Consider the following 25,476-nt stretch of genomic DNA (forward strand, 5'->3'; position numbering starts at 1 on the left):
GAACCGTGAACCGAGGAGCTGACCGAGATGAACACCCTCGCCTTCGACGGCGGACCCGGACCTTGGGTCCTCCTGTTCCCGCTCGTCTGGGCAGTCGTCGTCATCACCGTCGTCACCGTCCTGCGACGCACCGTGTGGCGCGGCCGGCGTGGCCCCGGGCAGGTCCGCGCGGAGCGGAACGGTCCTGCCGAGGCCTCACCGATCACGCTGCTCGGGAGGCGCTTCGCCGCCGGGGAGATCGACGAGGACGAGTACTGGCGCCGGCTCTCCGTCCTCGACGAGCAGTTCGGCACCCTCGGCAAGGGCGGTGCGGCATGACCACCACCGCGCCCGCCACCCCCACCACGACCGCCGCCCGGGTCGCCCGTGCCGTGAAGGTCTACGGCACGGGCGACACCGAGGTCAGGGCCCTGGACGGGGTGAGCGTCGACTTCCCGGCCGGCCGCTTCACCGCGATCATGGGGCCCTCGGGCTCCGGCAAGTCCACCTTGATGCACTGCGCGGCCGGACTCGACACCCTCACCTCCGGTTCCGCCTTCATCGGCGACACCGAACTCGGGGCGCTCGACGACCGCGGGCTCACGCTGTTGCGCCGCCGGCGCATCGGATTCGTCTTCCAGGCCTTCAACCTCCTCCCGACGCTCACCGTCGCCGAGAACATCACGCTTCCCATGGACCTGGCGGGGGAGCGGCCCGACCGGGCCCGGCTGGACGCGATCGTCGACACCGTCGGACTGCGCGACCGGCTGCACCACCGGCCCGGCGAACTCTCGGGCGGCCAGCAGCAGCGGGTCGCCGTCGCCCGGGCCTTCGCAGGGGATCCGGACGTCGTCTTCGCGGACGAACCCACCGGCAACCTCGACTCGCGGGCCGGCCAGGAAGTGCTCCGGCTGCTCGGCCGCACGGTCCGGCAGACCGGCCGCACCGTCGTCATGGTGACCCATGACCCGGTCGCCGCCGCGCACGCCGACGAAGTCGTCTTCCTCGCCGACGGCAGGCTCGTCGACCGGATGCAGGCCCCCACCGCTGAACGCGTACTCGACCGCCTCAAGGCGTTCGACCCGGCACCGGGCGCCCAGGGGGAGTCATGACCGGCACCCCCGCCTCCGTGCGCATCGGCCTCTCCTCGCTCCTCACCCACCGGCGCCGCTTCGTCGGCACCCTGACCGCCGTGCTGCTCGGCGTCGCCTTCCTCGCCGGCACGCTCGTCATGGGGGACACCCTGCGCGCGAGCTTCGGCACGATGTTCGGCAACGCGGCCGGCGGCACGGACGCCGTCGTACGCAGCACCGACATCATCACCGTCTCCGGCGAGTCGGAGGGCACCCGGCGGCCCGTGTCCACCGCCCTGGTACAGCGCATCGACAAGCTGCCCCAGGTCGCCGCGGCCGCCCCCGACATCCAGGGAGCCGGCCAGCTGCTCGGTGCCGACGGCACACCCATCGGCGGTCAGGGACCGCCCACCCTCGCCGGGAACTGGATCGACGACCCGAAGCTCAACCCCTACCGGCTCGCCGAGGGACACGCCCCCTCCGCACCCGGCGAGGTCGTCGTCAACCGCGGTACCGCCGACAGGGGCGGGCTGAAGATCGGGGACACGACCGTCCTGCGCACCCCCGACCCGGTCCGTGTCACCGTCGTCGGCCTGGCCACCTTCGGCGGCGAGGACGGCATGGCGCAGGTGACGTACACCGGAATGACGCTCGCCGACGCCGAGAAGCACCTCACCCCGATGCCCGGCCGGGCATCGAGCATTCAGGTGCGGGCCGGACCCGGCATCAGCCAGCAGGAACTCGTCGACGCACTGGGGCCCGTGCTGCCGCCTGACACCGAGGCCGTCACCGGACAGGCATCGGCCGCCGAGAACCAGGACATGGTCTCCGGAGCCTTCCTGAGCCTGTTCACCACCCTGCTGCTGGTGTTCTCCGGCATCGTGCTGCTGGTCGCGACCTTCTCCATCCACAACACCTTCGCCATCGTCGTCGCCCAGCGCACCCGGGAGAACGCCCTGCTGCGCGCGCTCGGCGCCTCCCGTCGGCAGATCCTCGGATCGACCCTGACCGAGGCGGGCATCGTCGGCGGGATCGCTTCCGCGGCCGGTCTGGCCGGAGGCATCGGGATCGCCGCCGGACTCCAGGCGCTCTTCCCCGCGATCGGATTCCCGTTCCCCGACGGGCCCCTCGTCATCAGCGGCGTGTCCATGCTGCTGCCGCTCACCGTCGGCGTGGTCGTCTGCGTCGGTTCAGCCCTGGTGCCCGCCCTCCACGCCGGACGCACCGCCCCCCTGGCCGCCCTGCGCGAGACGGCCGTCGACGACTCGGCCGCCTCCCGGGCCCGTGCCGGCACCGGGCTCGCACTGCTGCTCGCCGCGGTCGGGGTGATCCTGACCGGCGTCCTGGCCGCCCCGTCCGTCTGGCTGTCGGCTGTCGGCGCGGTACTGGCCCTCGCCGCCTTCGTCGTACTCGGCCCGGTCGCCTCCACCTGCGCCGTAAGGACTCTCGGCACGCCGCTCGGCCGACTGCGCGGTGCCACGGGGCACCTGGCCCGGCGCAACGCGCTGCGCAGCCCGAAGCGGACCGCGTCGACCGCGACCGCCCTGATGATCGGCGTCGCGGTGGTCTCGCTGTTCACGGTGTTCGGCGCCTCGCTGAAGGCCACCATGAAGGAGACCGTCGACCGGTCGTTCGCCGGTGACGTGGCCATCAGCGCACCGGCTTTCGGCGCGGGCGGCAGCGGTCTCAGCCCCCGCCTCGCGCCGGCTGTCGGCCGGCTGCCCGACGTGGCCACCGCGGTCGGCCTCGGCAAGGGCGTCGCGGAGGTCGACGGCTCCGGGCGCGCCCTCACCGTGACCGACCCGGCAGCGCTGGCCGCGGTCTTCGACCTCGGCCGGATCGACGGGTCGATGAGGACGCTGGGTGCGAACGGCCTCGCCGTCTCGGAAACCGAGGCGGGCAAGCGCGGACTGCACACGGGCTCCACCGCACGGCTCACCTTCACCGACGGCACGCAGCGGACCTTCACCGTCCGGGCCGTGTACGGACAGTCCGGGCCTGCCGGTGACTACGCCATCACCCGCCAGGCCTGGGCCCCGCACCGCGGCCAGGACTCCGACTCGCTGATCGCCGTCTCCTTCAGGGGCGGGGTGTCCACGGCCGACGGCAAGGCCGCGGTCGAGAAGGCCGCCGCCGCGTACGGCAACCCGGACGTGCAGACCCGCGGTGAGTACGCGCAGTCCTCGGCGAGCGGCATCGACATGATGCTCACCCTGGTCTACGCGCTGCTGGCCCTGGCGGTACTGATCGCGCTGCTCGGCATCGCGAACACGCTGACCCTGGCCATCCACGAACGCACCAGGGAACTGGGCCTGTTGCGAGCGGTCGGACAGACCAGAAGGCAGCTGCCTGCCATGGTCCGCTGGGAGTCGGTCCTGGTCGCCGCGTTCGGCACGGCCGGCGGTCTGCTGCTGGGCGGTTTCCTCGGCTGGGTGCTGGTCAAGGCTTCCGAAGGGACGGGCGACACCGTGTTCGCCTTCGCGCTGCCGCCGATGCGGCTGCTCGTGGTCGCCCTGGTGGGCATCGCGGCGGGCGTACTGGCCGGCCGGCCGCCGGCCCGGCGGGCTGCGCGGCTGGACGTGCTCCGCGCCATCGCCACCGACTAGGCGTACGGGCACGGGCACGGGGGCGCGTACGGATGCGGCAGGAAGGGGCGTCCGAGCGGCGACCCGACGAGAGGAGTGGGGCCCCCGCAAGGGGCGCCCCACTCCTGCCGCGTCAGCCGATGACGACCGAGCGCGCGACCGAGGGCGACACGCTTTCGGGCGCCGTGATGCCGCTCAGCTCGAACGGTCCGTCGGTCGTCGCCCCGTACAGCGCATGCGGCGGCTGCGTGGCGAACAGGGAGGGCGTGGGAAGGGTGAACCAGACCACCTTCCCCGCTCCGCCCCGGGGGCGGACGCCCCAGCTCTCGCTGACCGCGGCGATCAGCGCGAGTCCGCGCCCCGACGTGCTGGAGTCACTGGCCGCGCGCACGGTCGGCAGCCGTGGGTCGTGGTCATGGACGGACACCGTCAGCCGTTCGAGAAGCAACTCGACCTCGACGGTGCATGATTTGTCCGGCTGTGCATGCCGGTGGACATTGGTCAGCAGTTCTGTGACGCCGAGCGCTGCCTGGTCGATCAGAGGATCGAGGTGCCAGTAGCGCAATTGCGCCGAGATGATTCTGCGGACCTGACCGATCCGCGACGGCAGGGCCTGGAGCTCCACCGTGCAGTGCCTGCTTGGCTCGCTGATCACGGCTGCGACTCCCCGAAGTAGGTCCGGAAGAAGACGAAGGAACGGATCCAGCGGATGGCTGCCTGCTGATACTGGCCGGTGGCCCGGATCGCAGTGTCACCGCTGGTGAACCATGAGTGACGCGTCTCCAATGTCGCCCAGCTGCCACGGCTCCGCAACTCGCGGTGTCTCCGTGGCGCCGCTCCGTCAGCCCCGCCGGCCCCCCGCCCTGAGCACGGCCTCGAGGAAGCGGCGAGCGGGGGCGGTGTCATCGGGCTTGCCGCGCCGCCGCGGCATCGTCAGCCGGTACCGCGTCCCGTTGACCCGCGCCACCGTCGCGTCCTCGCCCGCGAACCACGGTCTGCCCGCGCTCACCGTTCCCACCGGCGCACTGTCGATCTCCCGGCCGTAGCTGGTGAGCAGGGCCACCCTGCCGTCCTTGACGGTCACCTGCCCCGCCCGGGTGAGCGATCGCGCCCACCGGTCGATGCGTACACCCGTCTCACTGAACTCCGTTTCGTACACGGTCTTTTCGCCCCCTCCGATTGCACCCCTGAGAGGAAGTGTGCACATCCGGAAGCCTGTGCACCAGGGCGGAACGGGACGCAAGTATCCATTCCCGACGCGCTGGTCCGCCGGTCCGGCCCGCAGCACCAAGGCAGTGCTATGGAGTATCAAAGTCAACGTTTGCCCAGGTGGGGGGAATATCGTGGGGCTCGCCGAGACCGGTCGTACGAGGAGAAGCGCGCTGATGGGCACGAGTGAGCACAGGCACGGCGGCGAAGCCGTGGCGACCGTCGACATCGACCGCACCGACCTGGCGTACCGCGCCTGGCTCAAGGAGGCCGTCCGCAAGGTCCAGGCCGACGCCAACCGCTCCGCCGACACCCATCTGCTGCGATTCCCGCTGCCCGAGAGCTGGGGGATCGACCTCTACCTCAAGGACGAGTCGACGCACCCGACCGGCAGCCTCAAGCACCGGTTGGCCCGGTCGCTGTTCCTCTACGGGCTCTGCAACGGCTGGATCCGTCCCGGCAAGCCGGTGATCGAGGCGTCGAGCGGTTCGACCGCCGTCTCGGAGGCGTACTTCGCGAAGCTGATCGGCGTCCCGTTCATCGCCGTGATGCCCCGCACCACCAGCCCCGAGAAGTGCCGGCTCATCGAATTCCACGGCGGCCGCTGCCACTTCGTCGACGACTCGCGCACGCTCTACGAGGTTTCCGCGGGCCTCGCCGCGGAGACCGGCGGCCACTACATGGACCAGTTCACCTACGCGGAGCGGGCGACGGACTGGCGGGGCAACAACAACATCGCGGAGTCCATCTACCAGCAACTCAGGCTGGAGCGGTACCCCGAGCCCGCCTGGATCGTCGCCACGGCGGGCACGGGTGGCACCTCGGCCACCATCGCTCGGTACGTGCACTACATGCAGCACGACACCCGCATCTGCGTACCCGACCCGGAGAACTCCTGTTTCTTCGACGGCTGGACGCACCACGACCCCCACGCGACGAGCGACCGCGGATCCCGCATCGAGGGCATCGGCAGGCCGCGGATGGAACCGAGCTTCGTCCCGGGCGCCATCGACCGGATGATGAAGGTCCCGGACGCGGCCACCGTCGCCGCCGTGCGCGCCCTGGAACGGTCCATCGGCCGCAAGGCGGGCGGCTCCACCGGCACCGGGCTGTGGAGCGCCTTCAAGCTGGTCGCCGAGATGGTCGCGCAGGGCCGTACCGGCAGCATCGTCACCCTGATCTGCGACCCGGGCGACCGCTACCTCGACAAGTACTACTCCGACACCTGGCTGGCCGCCCAGGGCCTCGACATCGCTCCGTACACACGGACGATCGACCACTTCCTGGCCACCGGCAACTGGCCGGGGCAGGGAGAGGGGCCGGTCTGACAGGCCCCCGGCCCGTGTCCGTGACGGATCAGGCGGTGGCCGCCGCGAGGCGGCGGTCGAGGTTGCGCACGGCGTCCCGGAACGACCTGCCCACCGCCGCCCGCGCACACCGCATCGTGAATCGGAACAAGGCGGAGCCGTCCGCGGCGAAGGTCCACCGCACCCGGGTTCCGGTGCCGGCCGGGGTCAGCTGCCACTCCTCCACCAGGGCATGGAGCCCGGGGGCGTTGGACCGGTCGGCCCGGTAGGCGTACCGCTCGCCCGGATCGGTGGCGACGACCGTCTCCCGGAACGCGATCCCGCCCCGCAACCGCACCTCGCGGCCGGCGCCGCCGTCGAGCGGCAGCGCCGCCGTGACCTGAGTGAACCAGCCGGGCCAGCCCTCGACGTCTTCGGCCAGTGCGCGGTACACGACATCGGGCGGTGCGGAGACCTCGGCTGCGAAGACCAGGCGCAGCGGAGCGGCCTCGATGAAGTCGAGGCCCACGGAGCGGAGTCGGCGTGTCATGGAACGCACCTCCCGTGCGGTCGGTGGCGGACGGGCCGCGCACACCATAGCGGGCGCGCCGTCAGAAGTCGTCAGGCACGGCGGCACGGGATCAGCCGGTGGTGCCGGGGCCGGTCCGGCCCACCGCCGTGAGCGAGCCGCCCTCCTCCAGCCGGGCCGTCAGTTCCACCGGAGCGTCCCGCGGCGCCCGCACCGCGAGCGTCCTGCCGCCGGCCGCACCGTGCACGGCCCCGGAGGCCTCGATCCGGCTCACCGCGCGGCTTCCCGCGGCCAGCACGTACCACTTCCCGGACGGCGCCCTCCAGTGCGTGCCCGCCAGGACGTGCTGACCGAAGCGGCTGCACCGGGCGGTGTCCCGTTCCTCCGCCACCACCGTCCCCGGCGCGGTCGGCGAACCGCCGGGGGCCAGGAACTGCACCAGAACACGCCCTGGGCCCTGCCAGGTGTCGGCCCGGGTGCAGAGCCACCGGGCGGGGGCGCCGACCTCCGGCAGGCGCTGTTCGGCGAACTCCCAGTTGTTGACCGCGCGGACGCCGCTGCCGCGCAGCGTCGCCAGCGAACAGGCGGTGCGTGCCCAGGCCAGCAGAGCGGGGGTGCCTGTCGCCTCCCTCGGCTGGCGTGCCGGAGCGCCACCCACCGGCTTGGGGGTGAAGGTGAGGTGGACCGGCGCGAGGTCACCCAGATCGGTGAGGAGGAACGCGTGGTTCTCCACGATGCGTTCGGAGGAACGCAGTTGGAGCACCGGCCAGGCGTCGCAGAGGACGCCGGGCGACGGACGAGGCACTGCCGCGGTGACTCCGTCCGAGGCCACCCGCAGCGCACGCGCGGGTGAGTCCGGCGCCAGCAGATCGCGCGTCGTGGTCTGCGAGATCCAGGGAGCCAGCAGGAACCGGGCCCGGTTCCCGCTGCGGCTGACGACCACGGCCGCCCCCGTCGTCACATCGGCGTCATCCGTCCGCGCGAAGTCCAGCGCTGGTCTTCCCGGCCCGGACAGCGGCTCCGCGTAGCGCACCACCCGCACACCGCGGTCGTGGAACAGCACCACGGCGGCGCCGTCCACCTCGCCCGCGTACAGCAGCTGCGGCGGCTGGGCCGGCGGCACCGTCAGGGTCCCGGGCGTGCTGGAGACCTCGACGCCGGTCGCGGCACCGCCCCAGGTGCGCAGTGCCCGGCCGAGCAGAGCGGGGTCGTCGGCGCGGTCGCCGCGGGCGGGCCAGGCGGTGAAATCGACGCGGGAGGTGTCCGCCCACTGCCCGGCGGCCGTGCGCGACAGCGCGGCCGGATCGAGAGCGGGAGCGTACCCGCTCGGCACGCCGCGGCCGGTGGGCGCGGCGCCGGGCGTGCCCACCGCCGCCAGTGAGACCACGCCCGCGACCGCGCACAGCGCCGCGGCGACCGACACGGCCCGGACGCGGTGCCGACGCCGCAGCAGATCACTCGGACGCGTCTGGAGCACACACGGGTCGAACTCCCCGGAGCGCAGCAGTGACCCGGCCGCCGCACGGTCGGCGCCGCCCAGATGTCCCGCCGCCCGCACCGCCTCCGCGGCGTCCGGCGCTCCGGCCCGGACGAGCAGCGCCTGGACCGCGGGCTCATCCAGCTCCTCCAGCTGCCGCAGCGCGAACGCGGCCCGTACCGCCGCGGGAACCGCGGCCAGCGCCTGGTCCAGGGCCAGCTCCGACGCGCCACCGGCGCGCGGGAAGAGCCGCAGGCCCCAGACGGCCGGGAGCGAGGGGCGCAGCGCCGCCGGAGCCGCCAGCCCGCCCGGCCACCAGCGAGGCCGCCGCTCGTGGGCCAGCGCCGTTCGCAGCACCCGCAGCCGCAGCCGGACGTACTCCGGCCCGGCGCCCTCCGGCGGCGGCCCGTGCGCGGCGCCGCGGTTCTGCGCGGGGACATGCGCCGGAGCCGGGGCCTCAGGCGCTTTACGTGCCCGGGGAAGCGCGCGCTGCACCGCGGCGTGCGCGGCGAGCACCCGGCGGTGCCGGCCGAGGGACGGCGGCAGTACCAGGTAGGCCAGCCGGACGAGACGCGGATAGTGCTCCATCAGCGTGGCTTCGGCCTGCTGCACGCCGGAGCGTTCGCCGCTGCCGGTGGACCGTTGCTGCGTGGGGTGGATCGGCATGGATTCGGTGCCTTCTGAGCCGTAGGCTAAAACCGTCACACTGACAAACGACTCGATCGTGTGACGGTCACATCACCTGCTCAAGGGGCCCGTGACCGGGAATCCGGGAGCGGTCAGGCGTAGGGCCGCGCGGGCCGGTCCAGCATGGAGTCGAGCACCCGGCCGAAGATCCGCCGGCCCGCTCCGGCGACCAGTGGATCGGCCCACCGAGGCAGCAGCCGCGCGCCCAGCTCCTCCACCCACACCACATGGGAGCCGGCATGGGTGGGATACACATCGATCGAGGCCCGGCCCCGCACCACCCGGCCGCGCTTCTCCAGCCGGCACATACCCGCCCGGCTGCCGGCCGGCGGTGACCACCGCACCACTTCCATCGGATCGTCGAACGCCAGCGGGCCGACCCCGGTGCGGGCCACGAAGACTGTTCCGATCCGGGTCGGCAGCCCGGTGGGTACCGTGATCGTCGTCAGCGGGACCTGCGCGGCGTGCCGCTCCCAGTCCGTCACCCGGCGCCAGGACTCGGCTGCGGGCAGAGGGGTGAAGCGCTCGATCCGGAAGACGGCCACAGGTTGATCCTAGGACGTCACGGCCCCGGTGCGAGCTGAGCGGAATCCGCGGATCAGCCTTGCGCCGGCTCGCCGTCCACGCTCCGGCCGGCCACCACGAGACCCGGAAGATGCTCCTCGATCTCTTCGCGGGCACCCCCGGACAGGCCCCCGTCCGTCACGAACGTGTGCACCTGATCCAGCGTGGCGAACGAACTCAGGCCCACCGTGCCCCACTTGGTGTGGTCCGCGACCACCACCACGCGCCGCGCCGACTGGACGAAGCGGCGGTTGGTCTCGGCCTCGGCCAGATTCGGCGTGGACAGTCCGCCCTCCACCGAGATCCCGTGTACACCGAGGAACAGCACATCGAAGTGGAGTGAGGCGATCGCCCGGTCGGCGACGGGGCCGACCAGCGAGTCCGACGGGGTCCGGACCCCACCGGTGAGCACCACCGTCGCGGCACCGGGCCGCGAGCCGGGTGAGCCCGGACGCTGCGCCGCATGGAACACGTCGGCGACCCGCACCGAGTTGGTCACCACGGTCAAGTCCGGTACGTCCAGCAGATGCTGGGCGAGGGCGTAGGTGGTGGTACCGCCGGAGAGCGCGATGGCGCTGCCGGGCACGGCCATCGCGGCGGCGGCCCGCGCGATGTCCTCCTTCGCGGTCAGCTCCAGCGCCGACTTCGCCTCGAAGCCGGGCTCGTGCGTACTCGCCTCGACCACGGGCACGGCACCGCCGTGCACCTTCTCGACGACTCCCTGGCGGGCCAGCGCGTCCAGGTCCCGGCGGACGGTCATGTCGGAGACGTTCAGTTTCCGGGTCAGTTCGTTGACCCTGACCCCGCCGCGTCTGCGCACCTCGTCGAGGATCAGCGCACGCCGCTGCTCCGCGAGCAGATTCTGATTCTCGCTCAACGCAGTGCCCGGTCCTTCCCTCTGGCCGTGCGGCAGTCCATGTCGACGGCTCATCCTGCCACGCGGTGTCGCGGGCCGCCGCACCGGGGAGAATCCGGAAGAGCGGTGCGGGCACCCGGACTCATCCACCACTCTGGTGACTGGGCATCAGCCGCGTCCCCCTTCCGGCTTCCACCTCCGAGAGCGAGTCCCCCGTGCCATCTGCCACCCACGCCCCGCAGAGCGAACGACCCGCACTGGAGCTGCTGGTCCACGGCGTGGGCGGCGCGACCCCCCAGGAGATGCTCGTCGATCCGCGCACCGTCCGCATCACCGGTGACGCCACGGCAGCCATCTACCGGCGCTCCGGCGACATCGACGCGGAGGCGCACCCCGAGCGCTACCAGGACCGGCCCATCCCCGAGGCGTACTGCTGGTCCAACCTGACCTCCGGCAACGGCTCCCGCGCGCTGTGGCTCCTGCTGCTCCCGTTCATGGTGATCAACCTCGCCCACTGGATGCGCCCGGCCGCCACGCGCCGCCCCCGGGCGATCCGGCTGTACGGCCTGGTCGTCCGGCTCATCGCGCTTAGCCTCACCATTCTGCTGACCGCCGCCGTGTGCGAGGTCGCGCTCGATCTGACCGCATGGCAGTGCGCGGGCGTGCCGGACTGTTCCGACCAGCGGTCGTGGCTGGGGTTCCTGTCGGCCTCGCAGGGCGGCTGGTGGTCCCAGCCGGGCCGCCGCCTCGCCCTGGCCGCCCTGGCGCCGACCGCGCTGGTCGGACTGCTCTGGTATCTGTCCAACCGGACCTGGAGCGCGTACGAGTCCCAGCGACCGCTCACCGGCACGGACCCGGAGCAGGACGCACCGCGGCCGGCCCCCGGGACGGACACCGACCCCGTGGTGCGGCCCGCGCTCGGAAGGCCCGGATTCTGGTACGGACGCCGGCTCGTCGCGCGACTGCGTGCCGCCCACACCGCCGCCGGATTCCTCACCGTCACCGCCTTCGTCACGGGCGCGGCCGCCCGCCAGGACCGTTCCGTCGCCGGCCCGGTACCCGAGGTGTTCGGGAGGCTGATCGAGGCGCTGCTCGTGGCGGGGACGCTCGTCGTCCTCTGGGTCGTCTGCAGGCGCGGCCGGAGCGAACGGCGCCTGGACAACCGCCTCGACCGCGCCGTCGTCACCTACCTCCCCGTGACCGCCCTCGTCCTGCTCGTCCTCGCCGCGCTGCACGCCGCCTGGTCGCGCCCCGGCTGGGTCTCCGCCGGGACGCTTCCCGGTGACGTCATGTTCCGCGTCGTCACCCTCGCCCAGGGCGCCCTCGTCGTCGTCCTCGCCGTCGTGTCACTGAACCTGTACCGGCGCAGCCCGGAGCCCCGGACCGTGATGCACGGACTCGGAGGCCCCGCCGTCGCGATGCTCGCGTGCGCGCTCGGCGGTGTGATGACCGGGGGAGTGGCCCAGCGCGTCGCGGACTGGCTCGACGGGCCCGGCAGCCCGGGCATGGGACGCAGCGCCGTCATAGAGGGACCACCCGTGCTCCTCAGCTGGCAGGCCTCCGTCATCCCCGTGCTGCTGATGATGCTCCTGGTCCCGGGCCTCGTGCTCGGCGTCCGCACCTATCGCGCGGCCCGTCGGCTGGAGCCGCTGATCGACACGGAGTACGAGGAGGCGCGGCCCGACCCCGCGCGTACGAAGCAGATCGCCCGGACCCGGGCCACGGCCGCGCTCACCGACTCCGCACCCGGGATGCTGGGCCTGGTCTCCGGCGCCACACTGATGCTCGGCGCGGGGGCGGTCGGCGGGGCGTGGGCGAGCGGACAGGTTCCCGGGCTCGCGATGGACGGCAGCAGTCCCTTCGTCGAATCGGTGGCCGAGGCGGCGCAGTCCACCGGATCCTGGCTCATCGGTTTCGGGTTCCTGCTGTTCGTCGCCTGCGGGCGGCGCGCCTACCGGGATGCCTCGGCCCGGCGCACCATCGGCATCCTCTGGGACGTGGGGACCTTCTGGCCGCGTGCCGCACACCCCTTCGCCCCGCCCTGCTACGCGGAGCGGGCCGTCCCCGACCTGGCCTCCCGGATGTCCGGCTGGACCGCACGCACCCGCGGCCGGCTCGTCATCTCGGGCCACTCCCAGGGCAGCGTCCTGGCCGCCTCCGCCGTCTGGCAACTGCCAGCCGAGACCCGCGCCCGGGTCGCCCTGCTCACCTACGGCTCGCCGATCGAACGCCTCTACGGACGCTGGTTCCCGGCCTACTTCGGGCCTGTCCAGCTGCACGGGCTGCACCGGTCGGTGCACTGCTGGCGCAACCTGTGGCGGGCCACCGACCCGATCGGCGGCGAGGTACGGCTCGGCGAGGAATCCGGTCCTGAGGTGGACCGGGGCCCGCTGAAGGATCCCCTGGTCTACGGGCGCACCCCCGAACACCCGCTCCCCGAGCCGGTGCTGGGGCACTCCGACTACCAGGCGGACCCCGTCTTCGCCCAGGAGCGCGCCGCGCTCCTGGCCCGGCTCGTCCCCGTCCTGCCCCATCAGGCGGACGAGTCCGGGAGAGGGCTCAGGGAAGTTCCGGAAGGTCTTCCGGAAACAGCAGAGTGAGGTCGTCCGTGCTCATCTCGGCAAGCTGCGCGACCCGGCCCGCATGCCGTTCGACCATCGACTCGAAGGTCTGGCGGGCCGTGCGGCCGTTGCCGAAGGCGGGTCCCTTGGGAAGCTCGGTGAAGTACTTCAGCAGCGCCTCCCCGGTCCCGGACGCCAGGCTGTACTCCTGCTCCTCGGTCTGCTGCTCGACGATGCGAAGGAGCTCGTCGGGCGCGTAGTCGCTGAAGGTGATGGTCCGCGAGAACCGGGACGCCACGCCGGGGTTGACCGTGAGGAACCGCTCCATCTCGTGGGTGTACCCGGCGACGATGACGACCACCGCGTCCCGGTGGTCCTCCATCAGCTTCACCAGCGTGTCGATCGCCTCCCGGCCGAAGTCCCGGCCGGAGTCCTCGGGTGACAGGGCGTACGCCTCGTCGACGAACAGCACCCCGCCGCGCGCCCGGTCGAAGGCCTCCTGGGTGCGGATGGCGGTCGAGCCGATGTGCTCGCCGACCAGGTCGACCCGGGACACCTCGACCAGATGCCCCCGCTCCAGCACCCCGAGGGAGGCCAGGATCTCGCCGTACAGGCGGGCCACCGTGGTCTTGCCGGTGCCGGGGGAACCGGTGAAGACGAGATGGCGGCGGACCGAAGCCGCCTTCAGGCCGGCGAGCTGACGCCGGCGTCCCACCTCGATCATGTCGGTGAGGGCGCGCACCTCGCGCTTGACGCTGTCGAGGCCGACCAACGCGTCCAGTTCGCCGAGCACCGCTCCGGACGTGCGCGCGGGCTCGGCAGGCACCTCGGCCGCCACGGGTTCCACCGCGCGCGGCGCGGGGACCGCACCCAGCAGCCCCGGTGTCGACTGGGTGGCCGTCAGGACGGCCGGCGGCGGGGGAGTGGCGGTACGCAGAGCGCTCTCGTCGCTGGTGCAGTCCTCCACGACCGGGCCGGTGGCCGAGGCGTCGCCGTGGGCCCCGCCCTCCGCGAACTCGTAACCGCCACGGGCGCACCGCTCGGTGCGGCAGCGCGTCAGCGTCGTACGGCAGCCGTCCATCACATGGAAGCCGTAGCCCTCGCTTCCGGTGACCCGGCAGCTGTGGAAGGTGCCACGCCCCTCGGCCGACACGTAGAAGCCGGCCTCGGCGGGGGAGATGACGGTGCAGCGCTCGATCGTCGGATCGGCGCCCTTGGTGACGATCACTCCGGTCTGTACCGCGTCGATGGTGCAGTTGTTCAGGGTTCCGCCACTGCCGTGGTCGCGGAACCAGGCGCCGGTGGACGCCTCCCTGATGCGGCAGTCGTCGAGCTGCGCGGTCGCCCCGTCGCTGACCGACACCGCCGTGTTGCGGACCTGGGACAGATCGCTGTCCACGACATCGGCGCGCGAGCCCCGGTCGAGCACGAAGAGGGCGTCCGGCACATCATGAACGCGGCACGAATCCAGTATCACGGTGGCCCCGTCACTCACCCAGACCGCGGGGTAGTCGCCGGTGCTGTCGTGGATCTCGCACTGGTTCGCGTCGACCCGGGTGCCCGGGTCCCAGACCGAGAGCCCGTTGCGGCCGAACCTGCGCACGGTCGAGCGGGTCAGCGTGAGGACGGAGCGCGACCGCAGATCCACCGCGTTCTCGGGGATGTCGTGGATGTCGCAGTCCGCCAGTGTGAGCACCGCGTCGGTGTCCAGTGTGACGCCGTCCGCGGAGGTGCGGTGCACCGTGCAGTCCGTGAGATGGGCCGCGGCGCGGGCGGACACCTGTATCCCGCTGCCCTTGATCTCGTAGATCTCGCAGCCGACCGCCTCCAGGCCGCTGCCCTCGCCCGTCACGGACAGACCCGCGCCCGAGGCGTGGTGGATGCGGCAGCGCTCCAGACGGGGGTGTGCGCCGTCGCGCACCGAGACGCCGGACTGCCCGGCCGAGACGATCTCGCACTCCTCGAACACCCCGCCCGCTCCGTCGAGTACGGCGATGCCGACTCCCGCCGGATTGTCGACGGTGCAGCGGCGCACGGTGGGCCTGGCCGCACCGCGCACCTCTATCCCGGCGGCGGAGCGGGTCACGATCCGCAGGTCCGCGATCTCCGGAGCGCCCTCCTCGATCAGCAGGGCCGGGGCGGCGGAGTCCTGGCCCTCCACATGGAGGTCCTGGACGACGGCGGAGGCGCGCAGGGTCAGCGGCACTCCGTCGACGGGTGCGATCCGTACGGAACCGACGGAGCCCTCGGGACCGCGCAGCGTCACCGCGCGGGCGATGACCAGATTCTCCCGGTAGGTGCCCGGCGCGACGGTGAGGACATCACCGTCCGCCGCCGCTTCCAGAGCCGCGGTGAGGGAGGCGTACTCGCCTGTGCGGCGCCGCCACCGCGATGTGCCGGTGTGCGTCACCTGGACCGTGCCCTGTGCCATGGCGCTGTCGTGCCCCCACCTCGTGCGTGTGTGATGCCCGTGTCACCGGCCTCGCGGCAGTGATCACCCGGGGCCTGCCTGCAGGAGTGACGGGCGGGCCGGTCCACCGTAGCGCGCGTGGAGGGCGGGAGTTGACCCGATCAGCAGCTCGTCAGCTCCCGGTGCCCGTCCTGCCCCAGTCCGGACCGGCCTTGGCCCACGCCCGGTCGAGCCGCTCGTACCGCCGTTGCACCATGCGCCATACGATCACGCGCCGCCCGCCCTCGACCAGCAGGACGGCCAGCATCACCGCGCCGAATCCGGCCAGCGCGGCATGGGTGTGCGCCGTCGGCGCGTCCATGGGGCGAAGTGCGGGGTTGCCCGCCAGGTCGGTCCAGATCCGTACCTGCGCGCCGACAGCGGTGTCGCGCGAGGCGGTCGTCACCGTGGCGCTGCGCGCCGTACCGTCCTGGGCGTGCCAGCGGGCCACCACGGTGGTCCGCCCCATCCGGTCCGTGGAGACCTCGGGGTCCGACACGCGGTGCCGGTCGGCCACGTGGCGCACCACGACGGCGGTGGTGAGCCGGCGGTCCGCCTGCTGGGCCCGTACCGACTCCTGCAGCGCGTGGTCAGTACGCGATCCGCAGTACCAGCCGAGAGCCGGTGCCACCACCACGAGCAGAAGAAGCGCCACCAGAGCCACCCACGCCTCGCGCCTGTCCGTGGCGCGGCGCAGGGGATTGTGCCGCCAACGCCAGACTCCCGTGAGCGCTCGCACAGTCCTGCACCCCCTTCCGTATCCGTCATAACCCGATACGGCGCTGTCCGCGCGCCGGAGCGACGAAGAGAGAGCAACCTCACCCTGTCAACCCGCCCCGCCTCCCCAGGAGTTCCCGCTTCCCGGCTCGCCGGGATCGGTCAGCTCAGGATGCGCACCGGGTCCCCGACCCGGATGACGCCCGCCGTGTCCGGGATCAGATTCTGGCCGAAGAGCAGCTCCTTGCCGGACAGGCGGTGCCGGGCGAGCGTGCGCAGGGGCTCGGCGCCCCGTCGGGCGGTGTGCTGATCGGTCGTGGTGATGACACAGCGGGCACTGGGCTTGACCACGCGGAACGTCACATCGCCGATCGAGAGCCGGGTCCAGCCGTCCTCCGCCCACGCGGCCGTGCCGGCCACGACGACGTTGGGACGGAAGCGGTTCATCGGCAGCGGCCCCTCGCCGGGGTGGTCGCCCCGTGCGATGAGCGAGTTCAGCGCGTCGAGCGAGGCGACGGTGGTGAGCAGCAGAGGGAAGCCGTCGGCCAGGCTGACGGTCTCACCCGGCAGCGCGTAGGCCGGATCGATGAGTCTGCGCCGGTCCGGCGCGTCGAGATGGACCAGCCTGACCTCCACGCCGAGGAAGTCGCCGAGCCATGCGTGGGCGTCCCGCGCCGCCTCGACCACGTCGAGGCGACTGCGGTGCAGCGCCACGTCGATCGTCGCCCGCGGCTCCGGAACCTCCACGGTGAGCGCCGCGCTCCCTGGCGCGGCCAGCACGATTGCGCCACCCGGCACGGGGGTGGCGGAGATCAGCGCCATGCGGGGCTGCTGACGCTGCGTGACCACCTTGCCCGTGGTGTCGACCAGCATCCAGCGGCGGTCGCCGTCGAGTCCCCATGGCTCGACGGCGGCCTCGCCGACTGTGCACGCGGCCAGCGACTTGACCGGGTGGATGTGGACGGCACTCAGTTCGGGGGACGGCATGCCCCCATCCTGCCAGCCACTCCCCGACGGCCAGTCGCTACCGGTGGGCGGTGTCGCTCAGTAGCCCCGGCCCTGGTACGGGCGGTTGTACGGGTCCTCGTACGGTGACTGCGCGGGCGCGGGCCGCGGCGACGCCGGACGCATCGACTCGTAGCCGGTACCCGGCGCGGGCCGCTGCTGCTGGTACGGCGGAGGCGACTGGTAGCCCCCGCGGCCGCCGGCAGGCTGCTGCGGGATGTACGGCGCCGGAGCGTGCTGCAGGTGCGCCGGCTGCATCGGCGTGTACCCCTGCTGCGCCATCGGCTGCTGGTAGCCGTACGACGGATTCGGCTGGGAGGGCGCCGCGGGCAGAGCCGGCAGGGCCGACGGGAGCGCCGGCAGATAGCTGTTGCCGGTGTCATAGGCGGCAGGCACTCGGATCGGCGCGATCTGAGGCGTGCCCCGCTCCGCGACCAGGGAGTCGTAGATCGGAGTGTCGGGGAACGACGGTGCGGCGTAGTAGCCGCCGCCGTAGGTGGAGCGGGGGGAGGTCATGCCACCTAAGTTAAGCCCACGATGTGCTGATTGGGGAGCCCGATAAGAGGGTTGTTTTACGTGTTGTGAGTGAACAGCGATCCCCAATGCGAGCGAACTTGGGAAAAAAGGGCACCCGGGAGCGTTGTGATCGTGTAAAAGGCGAGTTCACGGGGGGTTACCGATGGGTCCACGGGTCCGCCCGGGCACCACTGTGGGCCTCGTGACGGGACGGGCATTAGGTTGACCGGGAAAGTCTCGGCAGCCGGACTCGCGATGGGGGCGAGCATGACCATGCTAAAAGGAACCAATGTTCCGGTGGCGGCCCAGGCCGTGCGCGTCGAATTGGGGTGGCGCGCCGCCCCCGGGACCCCGGACGTGGACGCCTCGGCGCTCCTTCTCCTCGGGTCCGGAAAGGTGCGCAGCGACGCGGACTTCGTCTTTTACAATCAGCCGTCCCACGCATCCGGAGCGGTGCGCCACGAGGGCAAGCGGACCGCTGCCGGCGCCGCCACCGACACGCTCTTCGTCGACCTGGCCCGGGTGGAGCCCGCCGTCGACCGCGTGGTGCTGGCGGCCTCCGCGGACGGTGGTTCGTTCGGCCGGGTGACCGGACTCTATGTACGGATCACGGACGCGGCGAACGGCTCGGAACTCGCCCGCTTCGACAGCACCGACGCCACGGTGGAGACCGCCTTCATCCTCGGCGAGCTCTACCGGCGCCAGGGGGCCTGGAAGTTCCGGGCGGTCGGCCAGGGCTACGGGACCGGACTCGAAGGGCTGGCCACGGACTTCGGGATCTCCGTCGACGAACCGCAGCAGCCGCCGCAGGCGCCTCGGCCCCATACGCCCCGGCAACCCCAACCGCCGCGCCCTGCAACGAGGGTTGCCGCCACGCCGCCTCCGCCGCAGTACCCCCAGCCGACGCTCGCCACCCCGATGGCTCCGCCGGTCCCTCCCGCACCCCCGGCGCCGCCCGTCACCCAGCCCGTCCGCCTCACCAAGGTGACGCTCACGAAGGACGCACCGTCCGTCTCGCTCGCGAAGCAGGGCGGGACTTCGGGAGCCATGCGCGTCAATCTCAACTGGGAAGTGCGTAAGCAGTTCAAGGGCTGGGGCAGCAAACTCGGCCGGGCCGTCGCACACCATGCCGATCTCGATCTTGATCTCTGCGCCCTCTACGAACTGACCGACGGCCGCAAGGGAGTGGTGCAGGCGCTCGGAAACGCCTTCGGCGCTCTCCAGCAGCCGCCGTATATCCAGCTCGACGGCGACGACCGGACAGGCGCCGTCACCTCCGGGGAGAACCTGACGATCAACCTCGACCAGAAGGCCAGGATCCGCCGCATCCTGATCTTCGTCACCATCTACGAAGGGGCCCGGAGTTTCGCGGATCTGCACGCGACCGTCACCCTCCAGCCGCAGCACGGCGCGGCGATCGACTTCTCGCTCGACGAATGCACCGTCCCGTCGACGGTCTGCGCGCTCGCGCTCATCACCAGCAACGGGGGAGACTTCACGGTGCAGCGCGAGGCCCGCTATCTCGTGCCGGAGCGCGGCGTGAGCCCGCAGCGCACCATCGACCAGGCCTACGGATGGGGCATGAACTGGACCCCCGGCCGCAAGTAGGCCGGCTCACTGATCCGGGGCGGCCTCGGGACGGGCGTACGTACGTCCCTTCCAGGCCGCACCGCGGCCCCGGTAGTGCTGCACCGCGGAGTCGACCGTCATCAGGAGATACAGCAGCGCGGTGAACGGCAGGAGCGGAGCGAGCCACAGCGACTGCCGGTAGTACCCCAGCATCGGCATGTACGTCCCGGCCATCACGGCCCAGGCCGCGCCCCCGGCCCAGGCGGCAGCCGGGGCGCCGCCCAGCAGTCCCGCGGCGAGCGTCACCGGCGGCGCCAGGTAGACGAGTGCGAGGCCGAGCACCGTGCCGAGCAGCACCAGCGGATTGTGACGCAGTTGGGCGTACGCGCTCCGTGAGACCATGCGCCACAGGTCGGCCAGGCACGGATACGGCCGCACACTGTCCACCCGCTCCGCGAGCCCCAGCCAGATCCGTCCACCGCTGCGCTGCACCGCCCGTGCCAGGGACACGTCGTCGATCACCGCCTGCCGGATCGACTCCGGCACCCGCGCCCGTACGGCGGCCTCGGTCCGCAGCAGCACGCATCCGCCCGCCGCGGCAGCCGTCCGCGTCCCCGCCCGGTTCACCCACCGGAACGGATAGAGCTGCGAGAAGAAGTAGACGAAGGCCGGCACGACCAGTCGCTCCCAGACGCTCTCCACCCGCAGCCGCGCCATCTGCGAGACCAGATCGAAGCCGCCCGACACGGCGGCCGCCACCAGTTCCCGCAGACTGTCCGGCTCGTGCGCGATATCGGCGTCGGTGAGCAGCAGGTACTCGGGATCCCGGGACCGGGCCAGCGCGATCCCGTGCCGGACGGCCCAGAGCTTGCCCGTCCAGCCGGGCTCGGGCTCCCCGGGCGACACCACGGTGACGGGCAGCCCCGCGCACCGCACGGAGAGCTCACGGGCGAGGTCGCCGGTGCCGTCCTTGCTGCAGTCGTCGACCAGGAAGATCTCGGCATGTCCCGGATAATCCTGCGCCAGCAGCGACGGCAGGCTCACCGGAAGCATGTCGGCCTCGTCACGCGCGGGGACGACGACGGCGACCGAGGGCCAGCGCGCCGGCGCCGCACGGCTGGGCAGCCGCTGGTCGGTCCGCCAGAAGAACCCCTGGCCCAGCAGCAGCCACACCCACGCGACCAGCGAACCCACGGCGATCCAGGCAACGGCGCTCATTGGCCGAAGTCTGCACCACTGAGCCGGGACCGCAAGGGCTGTCGACTATGGTGACCGGGTGAAGATCGCGCTCATGGACTCCGGAATCGGCCTGCTGGCCGCCGCCGCCGCAGTACGCCGGCTGAGGCCGGACGCCGATCTGGTGCTCTCGTCGGACCCCGCCAGCATGCCCTGGGGCCCACGGACACCCGAAGACGTCACGGCGCGCGCCCTCGCCGTCGCCCGCGCCGCCGCGGACCACCGGCCCGACGCGCTGATCGTCGCCTGCAACACGGCTTCCGTGCACGCGCTGGCCACGCTCCGGGCCGAGCTGGAGCCCGCGCTGCCGGTCATCGGTACCGTCCCGGCTATCAAGCCGGCCGCCGCTGCCGGTGGCCCGGTCGCGATCTGGGCCACCCCCCTCACCACGGGCAGCCCGTACCAGCGCGGGCTGATCCGCGACTTCGCCGGGTCCGCGGCCGTCACCGAGGTGCCATGCCCCGGACTGGCCGACGCCGTGGAGTACGCGGACGAGGTCGGTATCGAGAAGGCCCTGGCCGCGGCCGCCGCGCTCACGCCGCCCGATGTGCAGGCCGTCGTGCTGGGCTGCACCCACTACGAGCTGGTCGCCGAGCGTATCCGCCGCGTCGTGCAGCAGCCCGGCCGCCCGCCCGTCGTCCTGCACGGCTCGGCCGGCGCCGTCGCCGCCCAGGCCCTGCGCCGGATCGGGGCCGAGCCCGCTCCGTCGGCCGAACCTGCCGCCGGGCTCGCCGTACTCCTCGGCGGACACCCGTCCGAGCTGCCGGAAGCCGCGCTGGCCTACCGGGAAGGGCGCGGGCTCGCCGCGGTCAGCACCGCCCGCTGACCGTCCGGCGGCCCGACGGGGGTCGTTGGGCCCGTCCCGTCGCGCGGATTCTTCAGTACGCTGCTTGGCATGAGGGACCACCCCCGAAATCCGACGCGTACCGGTGCCGACACGCACACCGCGGTCTGGACCGGCCGGGCCACCAACCGGACCCAATGGGTGCTCGCGGCCGCCGGCGCAGCGTGCCTGGCGCTCGGCATCCAGCTCGCCGTGAGCTCCACCTGGACCTCCGGCGTCGCCCCATTGCTGATGTCGGTGATCGGCTGCGTGGCGGCAGGACTGCTCATGCTGTTCGGAACCCTCGCCTTCGTGAACGTGGTGGTCCGCGTCGACGGTGACGCCCTCGAAGTGCGCTGTGGCCACATGGGTCTGCCGCGCCGCCGGATTCTGCTCACCCATGTGGTGGGCGCGGAGTTCGCACCGCAGGTCACCCCGCGCCAGTGGGGCGGCTGGGGCTACCGCTGGCGCCCCGAACAGGGCACGGCCGTGGTCGTGCGCCGGGGCGAGGGACTGGTGCTCCGGCTCGGCGACGGCAGGACCTTCACGGTCACGGTCGACGATGCGGAGGAGGGCGTCCGGTTCATCCGTGACCGCCTGCACCTGCCTCCCACCGGCGCGTCGGCCGGCGTCTGATCCTCGCCTCGGCGCACTTGGCCTGTGTGTCTGTTGCGCACCGTTGTGGTGGTGCCGGGACCTGATCCTCGCCTCGGCGCACCCGGCCGTGTATCTGCCGCTCACCGGCGCGGCGGCCGCCGTCAGACCCCCGCTCCGAGTACACGGCCCCGGCCCCGCCTCACAGCCCCGCCTCACAGCCCCGCCCGGTCGACCTTCGGGCCACGCCCGGGCACGTCGTCACCGCCGCGCGGAATCTGCTCCGTACCGTTGCCGCCGGCCGGCCCGTTCGCTCCGATCGGCCGCCTGGCCGATGCCAGCCCGGCCAGCAGCCCCGCACCCGCTGTCACCGGAGTGAAGCTCAGCGCATTGCCCACGCTCGCCAGCGCCGCAAGCGCGGTGAGCGCCGCCCCGGCGGTCAGGGCGACCGCGGTGCTGCGCGGCGAGCGCCACAGCACGTACAGGAGCCAGCCGAAGGCGGCGCCCAGCAGCACCACACCCACCACCCCCTGCTCGGCCGCCTGCTGCAGCACGGCCGAGTGCGGCTTCCCGTCCGAACCGAGGGACTGCTGAGCGGTGGGGCTCAGGTCGGCGAAGCGGTCGGGTCCGATGCCGAGAACCGGGTGCTCCCCGGCCATCCGCGCGGCGTCCTGCCACAGCTGTACGCGGTTGCCGGTCAGCTGACCCTCCAGGGAGACCGTGAGACCGTCGGGCAGCACGTCCTCGGCCACCGCCCACGAGACGCCCACCATCAGACCGGCAGCCAGCGCGAATCCTGCGAGACCGAGCAGGCGGCTGCGCATCCTGGCCGCCGCCAGAGAGCACAGCAGCACCCCGATCGCCGCCGTGAACCCGGCGAACGAGCCGAGCGCGAGCGAGGCACAGGCCGTGCCGAGAGCCAGCAGCCGCAGGGCGAAGCGCAGCGATTCCCGCCGGGCCGCGGCCGCCGCGCAACAGGCAGCACCGGCAGCCAGAACCAGCAGCGCGGCGGCCGCACCGGTGTGTCCCGGCGCGGTTTCCACGGTCGCCGTCGCACCGGGCATGCCGCGACGCCAGACCAGCGCCATGACGAGGGCGGCCAGAGCGGCGACGGCCGCGGTGGCCACCGGCAGCAGCGTTCCGCAGATCCGTCCGCAGGCGAAACCCGCAGCGACGGCGAGCAGCGCGAGCAGTACCCCTTCCGGCCGGGTCTCGCGTCCGGCCGCGCTGATCAGCGACCAGATCGCACAGGCGGCGAGAATCAGTGCCCCGGCGACGTCGGACGCGTTGCCGCCCTCGGGTGCCCGCTCTGCTGGTGCAACCATCACGTCCGTCCCCCGGCCTGTGACCGTCCCGTTCGCGAGGGCCGGATCCGGCCCGGTCGGCGGGGGACTGGCGCACAGATTAACGGCCACAGCGGTCATATGTGCAGGAGATGCGGAGAAACGATCCGGCAGTAGGGATTCCGCCACCAGGACAGGGCTCCCCCGTAACCGGCCCGCCACCGTAGACTCCGCCGGGTGAGCACCACCATCGCCCAGGTCGGCGACCCGCAGAAGCCTGTCTCCACCCCCCGAGCCGGCCGTCTGCTGCCGCGCCTCGTGCGGCCCGCCGCCGCCGTCCTGTCCGGGGTGATGCTGTATGCGAGCTTCCCGCCCCGGCCGCTGTGGTGGCTGGTTCTGCCCGGGTTCGCGCTGCTCGGCTGGGTGCTGTTCGAGCGCAGGCTCCGCGCCGCGTTCGGCCTCGGCCTGCTCGCCGGCCTCGGCTTCATGCTGCCGCTGCTCCACTGGACGGGCGAAGAGGTCGGCCCGGTGCCGTGGCTGGCCCTCGCCGCGGCGGAGGCGCTGTTCATCGCCGTGGGCTGTATCGGTATCTCCGCCGTGTCCCGGCTCTCCTGCTGGCCGTTCTGGGCGGCCGCGGTATGGACGCTCGACGAGGCGCTCCGGGCCCGGGTGCCGTTCGGCGGCTTCCCCTGGGGCAAGATCGCCTTCGGGCAGGCGGACAGCGTGTTCCTGCCGCTCGCGGCCCTGGGCGGCACCCCGCTCCTCTCCTTCGCCGTGGTGCTGTGCGGCTTCGGCCTCTTCGAAGCCGTCCGCCGCTTCCGTATCCACCGCACCACCGGTGAACTGCCCCGCCTGGCCGCCGCCGCGACCGCTGCGGCCGTCCTGGTACCCGTCGCCGCCGCCCTCGCCTCTCTGCCGCTGGTGGACGACTCAGCCGAGGACGGCACCGCGACCGTCGCCGCGATCCAGGGCAACGTGCCGCGGCTCGGCCTCGACTTCAACTCCCAGCGCCGCGCGGTCCTCGACAACCACGCGAAGCGCACCGAGCAGCTCGCCCGGGACGTGAAGGCGGGCAAGGTCCCGCAGCCCGACTTCGTCCTGTGGCCCGAGAACTCCTCCGACCTCGACCCCTACCGCAACGCCGACGCGAGGATCGTCATCGACGACGCGGTGAAGGCGATCGGTGTGCCGACCGTGGTCGGGGCCGTCGTCGAACCCGACACGGGCAACCTGCGCAACACCCTCATCCAGTGGGACCCGGACAAGGGGCCGGTGGCCACGTACGACAAGCGCCACATCCAGCCGTTCGGCGAGTACATGCCGATGCGCTCCTTCGTGCGCATGTTCAGTTCGGACGTCGACCGGGTGCAGCGCGACTTCGGGCCGGGCAAGAAGGTCGGCGTCTTCGACCTGGCGGGCACCGAAGTCGGCCTGGTCACCTGTTACGAGGCCGCGTTCGACGACGCCGTACGCGACACGGTCGAGCACGGCGCCCAGCTGATCGCCGTCCCCAGCAACAACGCCACCTTCGGCCGCAGCGAGATGACCTACCAGCAGCTCGCCATGTCCCGGGTACGCGCGGTCGAGCACAGCCGTTCCGTGGTCGTCCCGGTCACCAGCGGTGTCAGCGCGGTGATCCGCCCGGACGGCACCGTCGTCCAGAAGACGAAGATGTTCACGCCCGACGCCCTGGTGGACGAGGTGCCGCTGCGCTCCTCGCTGACTCCGGCCACCAGGATGGGCCCGCTGCCCGAGGGGCTGCTGGCGCTGCTCGCGCTGACCGGTCTCGGCTGGGTCGCGACGCGGACGGTGCGCGCACGACGTTCCCGCTGAGCGGGTGCGCGCGCCACGTAGGGTCGTGGCATGGCAATTCCTGACTTCATCCGCGAGATCCGCGCCACCGCGGGTCAACAGTTGCTCCTGCTGCCCGGCGTCAGCGCGGTCGTCTTCGACGACGAAGGCAGAGTGCTTCTCGGACGACGCGCCGACACCGGCAAGTGGTCGATCGTCGGAGGCATCTCCGAACCGGGGGAGCAGCCCGCGGCGACGGCGGAGCGAGAGGTTTACGAGGAGACGGCCGTGCGCTGTGTGGCGGAGCGGGTGGTGCTCACCCAGGCCCTGCCTCCCGTGCAGTACGAGAACGGCGACCGCTGCCAGTATCTGGACGTCACCTTCCGCTGCCGCGCCACCGGCGGCACGGCCCGGGTCAACGACGACGAGTCGCTCGAAGTGGACTGGTTCCACATCGACGCGCTTCCGCCCCTGGAGGAGTTCGCGCTCTTCCGGATCAAGCAGTCGATGACCGACGACCCCACCTGGTTCGAGGCCACCGACCCGCAGGTGTGACGGGGAGGGGCCGGGTGGCCGCGCACGGCCACCCGGCTGTTCAAGCCGGGCACGTACAACAACATCAACGCGCAGATCGGGTTCTACACCTCGATCGCCGGTCTCGGCCTCAAGCCCGACGACACCACGTTC

General features: G+C 72.4%; 21 protein-coding genes and 1 pseudogene. 10 read left to right on the plus strand and 12 right to left on the minus strand.

Annotated features, from left to right (window positions below):
* Window positions 1–27 precede the first annotated feature (27 nt).
* The 3 genes from ABT025_RS30085 to ABT025_RS30095 are packed head-to-tail and all read left to right on the plus strand — an operon-like array spanning window position 28 to window position 3,658.
* Entirely contained in the window at window positions 28–318 is a 291-nt protein-coding gene (locus tag ABT025_RS30085; protein ID WP_351001304.1) for an SHOCT domain-containing protein, read from the plus strand.
* Complete coding sequence (locus ABT025_RS30090; protein WP_351001307.1) at window positions 315–1,091, plus strand: ABC transporter ATP-binding protein; 777 nt, start codon at window positions 315–317, stop codon at window positions 1,089–1,091. Before ABT025_RS30085 ends, ABT025_RS30090 begins: the two co-directional genes overlap by 4 nt.
* Window positions 1,088–3,658 (plus strand): ABC transporter permease, encoded by a 2,571-nt coding sequence (locus ABT025_RS30095; RefSeq protein ID WP_351001310.1) that lies wholly within the window; start codon window positions 1,088–1,090, stop codon window positions 3,656–3,658. The genes ABT025_RS30090 and ABT025_RS30095 overlap by 4 nt, the downstream gene beginning before the upstream one ends.
* Window positions 3,659–3,770: 112 nt before the next feature.
* On the opposite strand, the gene ABT025_RS30100 is transcribed toward ABT025_RS30095, so the two are convergent.
* Together ABT025_RS30100 and ABT025_RS30105 are read right to left on the minus strand one after the other, a co-directional pair.
* Window positions 3,771–4,292 (minus strand): ATP-binding protein, encoded by a 522-nt coding sequence (locus tag ABT025_RS30100; RefSeq protein ID WP_351001313.1) that lies wholly within the window; start codon window positions 4,290–4,292, stop codon window positions 3,771–3,773.
* A gap of 186 nt (window positions 4,293–4,478) precedes the next feature.
* The gene (locus ABT025_RS30105; protein ID WP_351001316.1) at window positions 4,479–4,844 is read right to left on the minus strand and encodes a hypothetical protein; all 366 of its coding nucleotides are present in this window, start codon (window positions 4,842–4,844) and stop codon (window positions 4,479–4,481) included.
* A gap of 178 nt (window positions 4,845–5,022) precedes the next feature.
* Here ABT025_RS30105 and cds1 point away from each other — a divergent pair, with 178 nt between their 5' ends.
* Window positions 5,023–6,174, plus strand: a complete 1,152-nt coding sequence (cds1, locus tag ABT025_RS30110) for an L-cysteine desulfhydrase Cds1 (RefSeq protein WP_351001320.1) — start codon at window positions 5,023–5,025, stop codon at window positions 6,172–6,174.
* A 28-nt stretch (window positions 6,175–6,202) separates the two neighbouring features.
* Here cds1 and ABT025_RS30115 read toward each other — a convergent pair whose 3' ends face one another.
* The 4 genes from ABT025_RS30115 to ABT025_RS30130 form a co-directional block, all read right to left on the minus strand.
* Window positions 6,203–6,682, minus strand: coding sequence for an SRPBCC family protein (locus ABT025_RS30115; RefSeq protein WP_351001323.1), 480 nt, complete (start codon window positions 6,680–6,682; stop codon window positions 6,203–6,205).
* A 91-nt stretch (window positions 6,683–6,773) separates the two neighbouring features.
* On the minus strand, window positions 6,774–8,804 hold the full coding sequence (locus tag ABT025_RS30120) for an amino acid adenylation domain-containing protein (protein WP_351001326.1): 2,031 nt from the start codon (window positions 8,802–8,804) through the stop codon (window positions 6,774–6,776).
* Between the two features lie 113 nt (window positions 8,805–8,917).
* Complete coding sequence (locus ABT025_RS30125) at window positions 8,918–9,370, minus strand: SRPBCC family protein (RefSeq protein ID WP_351001329.1); 453 nt, start codon at window positions 9,368–9,370, stop codon at window positions 8,918–8,920.
* A gap of 53 nt (window positions 9,371–9,423) precedes the next feature.
* On the minus strand, window positions 9,424–10,266 hold the full coding sequence (locus ABT025_RS30130; RefSeq protein ID WP_351001332.1) for a DeoR/GlpR family DNA-binding transcription regulator: 843 nt from the start codon (window positions 10,264–10,266) through the stop codon (window positions 9,424–9,426).
* A 281-nt stretch (window positions 10,267–10,547) separates the two neighbouring features.
* On the opposite strand from ABT025_RS30130, the pseudogene ABT025_RS30135 reads away from it, so the two are divergent.
* A pseudogene (locus tag ABT025_RS30135) lies at window positions 10,548–12,832 on the plus strand (hypothetical protein); the annotation flags it as partial.
* Here ABT025_RS30135 and ABT025_RS30140 read toward each other — a convergent pair.
* From ABT025_RS30140 to ABT025_RS30155, 4 genes are all read right to left on the minus strand, one after another.
* Entirely contained in the window at window positions 12,805–15,237 is a 2,433-nt protein-coding gene (locus tag ABT025_RS30140) for a right-handed parallel beta-helix repeat-containing protein (RefSeq protein ID WP_351001335.1), read from the minus strand. The pseudogene ABT025_RS30135 and the gene ABT025_RS30140 sit on opposite strands and share 28 nt — an antisense overlap.
* Window positions 15,238–15,388: 151 nt before the next feature.
* Complete coding sequence (locus tag ABT025_RS30145) at window positions 15,389–15,994, minus strand: Rv1733c family protein (RefSeq protein WP_351001338.1); 606 nt, start codon at window positions 15,992–15,994, stop codon at window positions 15,389–15,391.
* A 140-nt stretch (window positions 15,995–16,134) separates the two neighbouring features.
* Entirely contained in the window at window positions 16,135–16,959 is an 825-nt protein-coding gene (locus ABT025_RS30150; RefSeq protein ID WP_351001341.1) for an MOSC domain-containing protein, read from the minus strand.
* Between the two features lie 57 nt (window positions 16,960–17,016).
* Window positions 17,017–17,493 carry a DUF6643 family protein gene (locus ABT025_RS30155; RefSeq protein WP_351001344.1) on the minus strand — a complete coding sequence of 159 codons (477 nt, stop codon included), beginning with the start codon at window positions 17,491–17,493 and terminating at the stop codon, window positions 17,017–17,019.
* Between the two features lie 255 nt (window positions 17,494–17,748).
* Here ABT025_RS30155 and ABT025_RS30160 point away from each other — a divergent pair, with 255 nt between their 5' ends.
* Complete coding sequence (locus ABT025_RS30160) at window positions 17,749–19,101, plus strand: TerD family protein (protein ID WP_351001347.1); 1,353 nt, start codon at window positions 17,749–17,751, stop codon at window positions 19,099–19,101.
* A 6-nt stretch (window positions 19,102–19,107) separates the two neighbouring features.
* On the opposite strand, the gene ABT025_RS30165 is transcribed toward ABT025_RS30160, so the two are convergent.
* Window positions 19,108–20,280: a glycosyltransferase gene (locus ABT025_RS30165; protein WP_351001350.1), complete on the minus strand. Its 1,173-nt coding sequence runs from the start codon at window positions 20,278–20,280 to the stop codon at window positions 19,108–19,110.
* A 58-nt stretch (window positions 20,281–20,338) separates the two neighbouring features.
* On the opposite strand from ABT025_RS30165, the gene ABT025_RS30170 reads away from it, so the two are divergent.
* Complete coding sequence (locus tag ABT025_RS30170) at window positions 20,339–21,124, plus strand: glutamate racemase (protein WP_351001353.1); 786 nt, start codon at window positions 20,339–20,341, stop codon at window positions 21,122–21,124.
* Between the two features lie 69 nt (window positions 21,125–21,193).
* Window positions 21,194–21,757 (plus strand): hypothetical protein, encoded by a 564-nt coding sequence (locus ABT025_RS30175; RefSeq protein WP_351001356.1) that lies wholly within the window; start codon window positions 21,194–21,196, stop codon window positions 21,755–21,757.
* 173 nt (window positions 21,758–21,930) lie between these two features.
* Here the strand turns inward: ABT025_RS30175 and ABT025_RS30180 are convergent, their stop codons facing one another.
* Window positions 21,931–23,040, minus strand: coding sequence for an O-antigen ligase family protein (locus ABT025_RS30180; protein WP_351001359.1), 1,110 nt, complete (start codon window positions 23,038–23,040; stop codon window positions 21,931–21,933).
* Between the two features lie 195 nt (window positions 23,041–23,235).
* On the opposite strand from ABT025_RS30180, the gene lnt reads away from it, so the two are divergent.
* Both lnt and ABT025_RS30190 read left to right on the plus strand, forming a co-directional pair.
* Entirely contained in the window at window positions 23,236–24,831 is a 1,596-nt protein-coding gene (gene lnt / locus ABT025_RS30185) for an apolipoprotein N-acyltransferase (RefSeq protein ID WP_351001362.1), read from the plus strand.
* Window positions 24,832–24,861: 30 nt separating this feature from the next.
* The gene (locus tag ABT025_RS30190) at window positions 24,862–25,344 is read left to right on the plus strand and encodes an NUDIX hydrolase (RefSeq protein ID WP_351001365.1); all 483 of its coding nucleotides are present in this window, start codon (window positions 24,862–24,864) and stop codon (window positions 25,342–25,344) included.
* Window positions 25,345–25,476: the final 132 nt, after the last annotated feature.

The sequence above is a fragment of the Streptomyces sp. NPDC002809 genome, from assembly GCF_040295435.1.
Classification (GTDB): domain Bacteria; phylum Actinomycetota; class Actinomycetes; order Streptomycetales; family Streptomycetaceae; genus Streptomyces.

What these genes read in the sequence shown, in the direction of transcription:
- ABT025_RS30085 (WP_351001304.1), top strand. Translation starts at nt 28, where the DNA reads ATGAACACCCTCGCCTTCGACGGCGGACCCGGACCTTGGGTCCTCCTG.
- ABT025_RS30090 (WP_351001307.1), top strand. Translation starts at nt 315, where the DNA reads ATGACCACCACCGCGCCCGCCACCCCCACCACGACCGCCGCCCGGGTC.
- ABT025_RS30095 (WP_351001310.1), top strand. Translation starts at nt 1,088, where the DNA reads ATGACCGGCACCCCCGCCTCCGTGCGCATCGGCCTCTCCTCGCTCCTC.
- ABT025_RS30105 (WP_351001316.1), bottom strand. Translation starts at nt 4,844, where the DNA reads ATGTGCACACTTCCTCTCAGGGGTGCAATCGGAGGGGGCGAAAAGACC.
- cds1 (WP_351001320.1), top strand. Translation starts at nt 5,023, where the DNA reads ATGGGCACGAGTGAGCACAGGCACGGCGGCGAAGCCGTGGCGACCGTC.
- ABT025_RS30115 (WP_351001323.1), bottom strand. Translation starts at nt 6,682, where the DNA reads ATGACACGCCGACTCCGCTCCGTGGGCCTCGACTTCATCGAGGCCGCT.
- ABT025_RS30120 (WP_351001326.1), bottom strand. Translation starts at nt 8,804, where the DNA reads ATGCCGATCCACCCCACGCAGCAACGGTCCACCGGCAGCGGCGAACGC.
- ABT025_RS30140 (WP_351001335.1), bottom strand. Translation starts at nt 15,237, where the DNA reads ATGGCACAGGGCACGGTCCAGGTGACGCACACCGGCACATCGCGGTGG.
- ABT025_RS30150 (WP_351001341.1), bottom strand. Translation starts at nt 16,959, where the DNA reads ATGCCGTCCCCCGAACTGAGTGCCGTCCACATCCACCCGGTCAAGTCG.
- ABT025_RS30155 (WP_351001344.1), bottom strand. Translation starts at nt 17,493, where the DNA reads ATGACCTCCCCCCGCTCCACCTACGGCGGCGGCTACTACGCCGCACCG.
- ABT025_RS30160 (WP_351001347.1), top strand. Translation starts at nt 17,749, where the DNA reads ATGGGGGCGAGCATGACCATGCTAAAAGGAACCAATGTTCCGGTGGCG.
- ABT025_RS30165 (WP_351001350.1), bottom strand. Translation starts at nt 20,280, where the DNA reads ATGAGCGCCGTTGCCTGGATCGCCGTGGGTTCGCTGGTCGCGTGGGTG.
- ABT025_RS30175 (WP_351001356.1), top strand. Translation starts at nt 21,194, where the DNA reads ATGAGGGACCACCCCCGAAATCCGACGCGTACCGGTGCCGACACGCAC.
- ABT025_RS30180 (WP_351001359.1), bottom strand. Translation starts at nt 23,040, where the DNA reads ATGGTTGCACCAGCAGAGCGGGCACCCGAGGGCGGCAACGCGTCCGAC.
- ABT025_RS30190 (WP_351001365.1), top strand. Translation starts at nt 24,862, where the DNA reads ATGGCAATTCCTGACTTCATCCGCGAGATCCGCGCCACCGCGGGTCAA.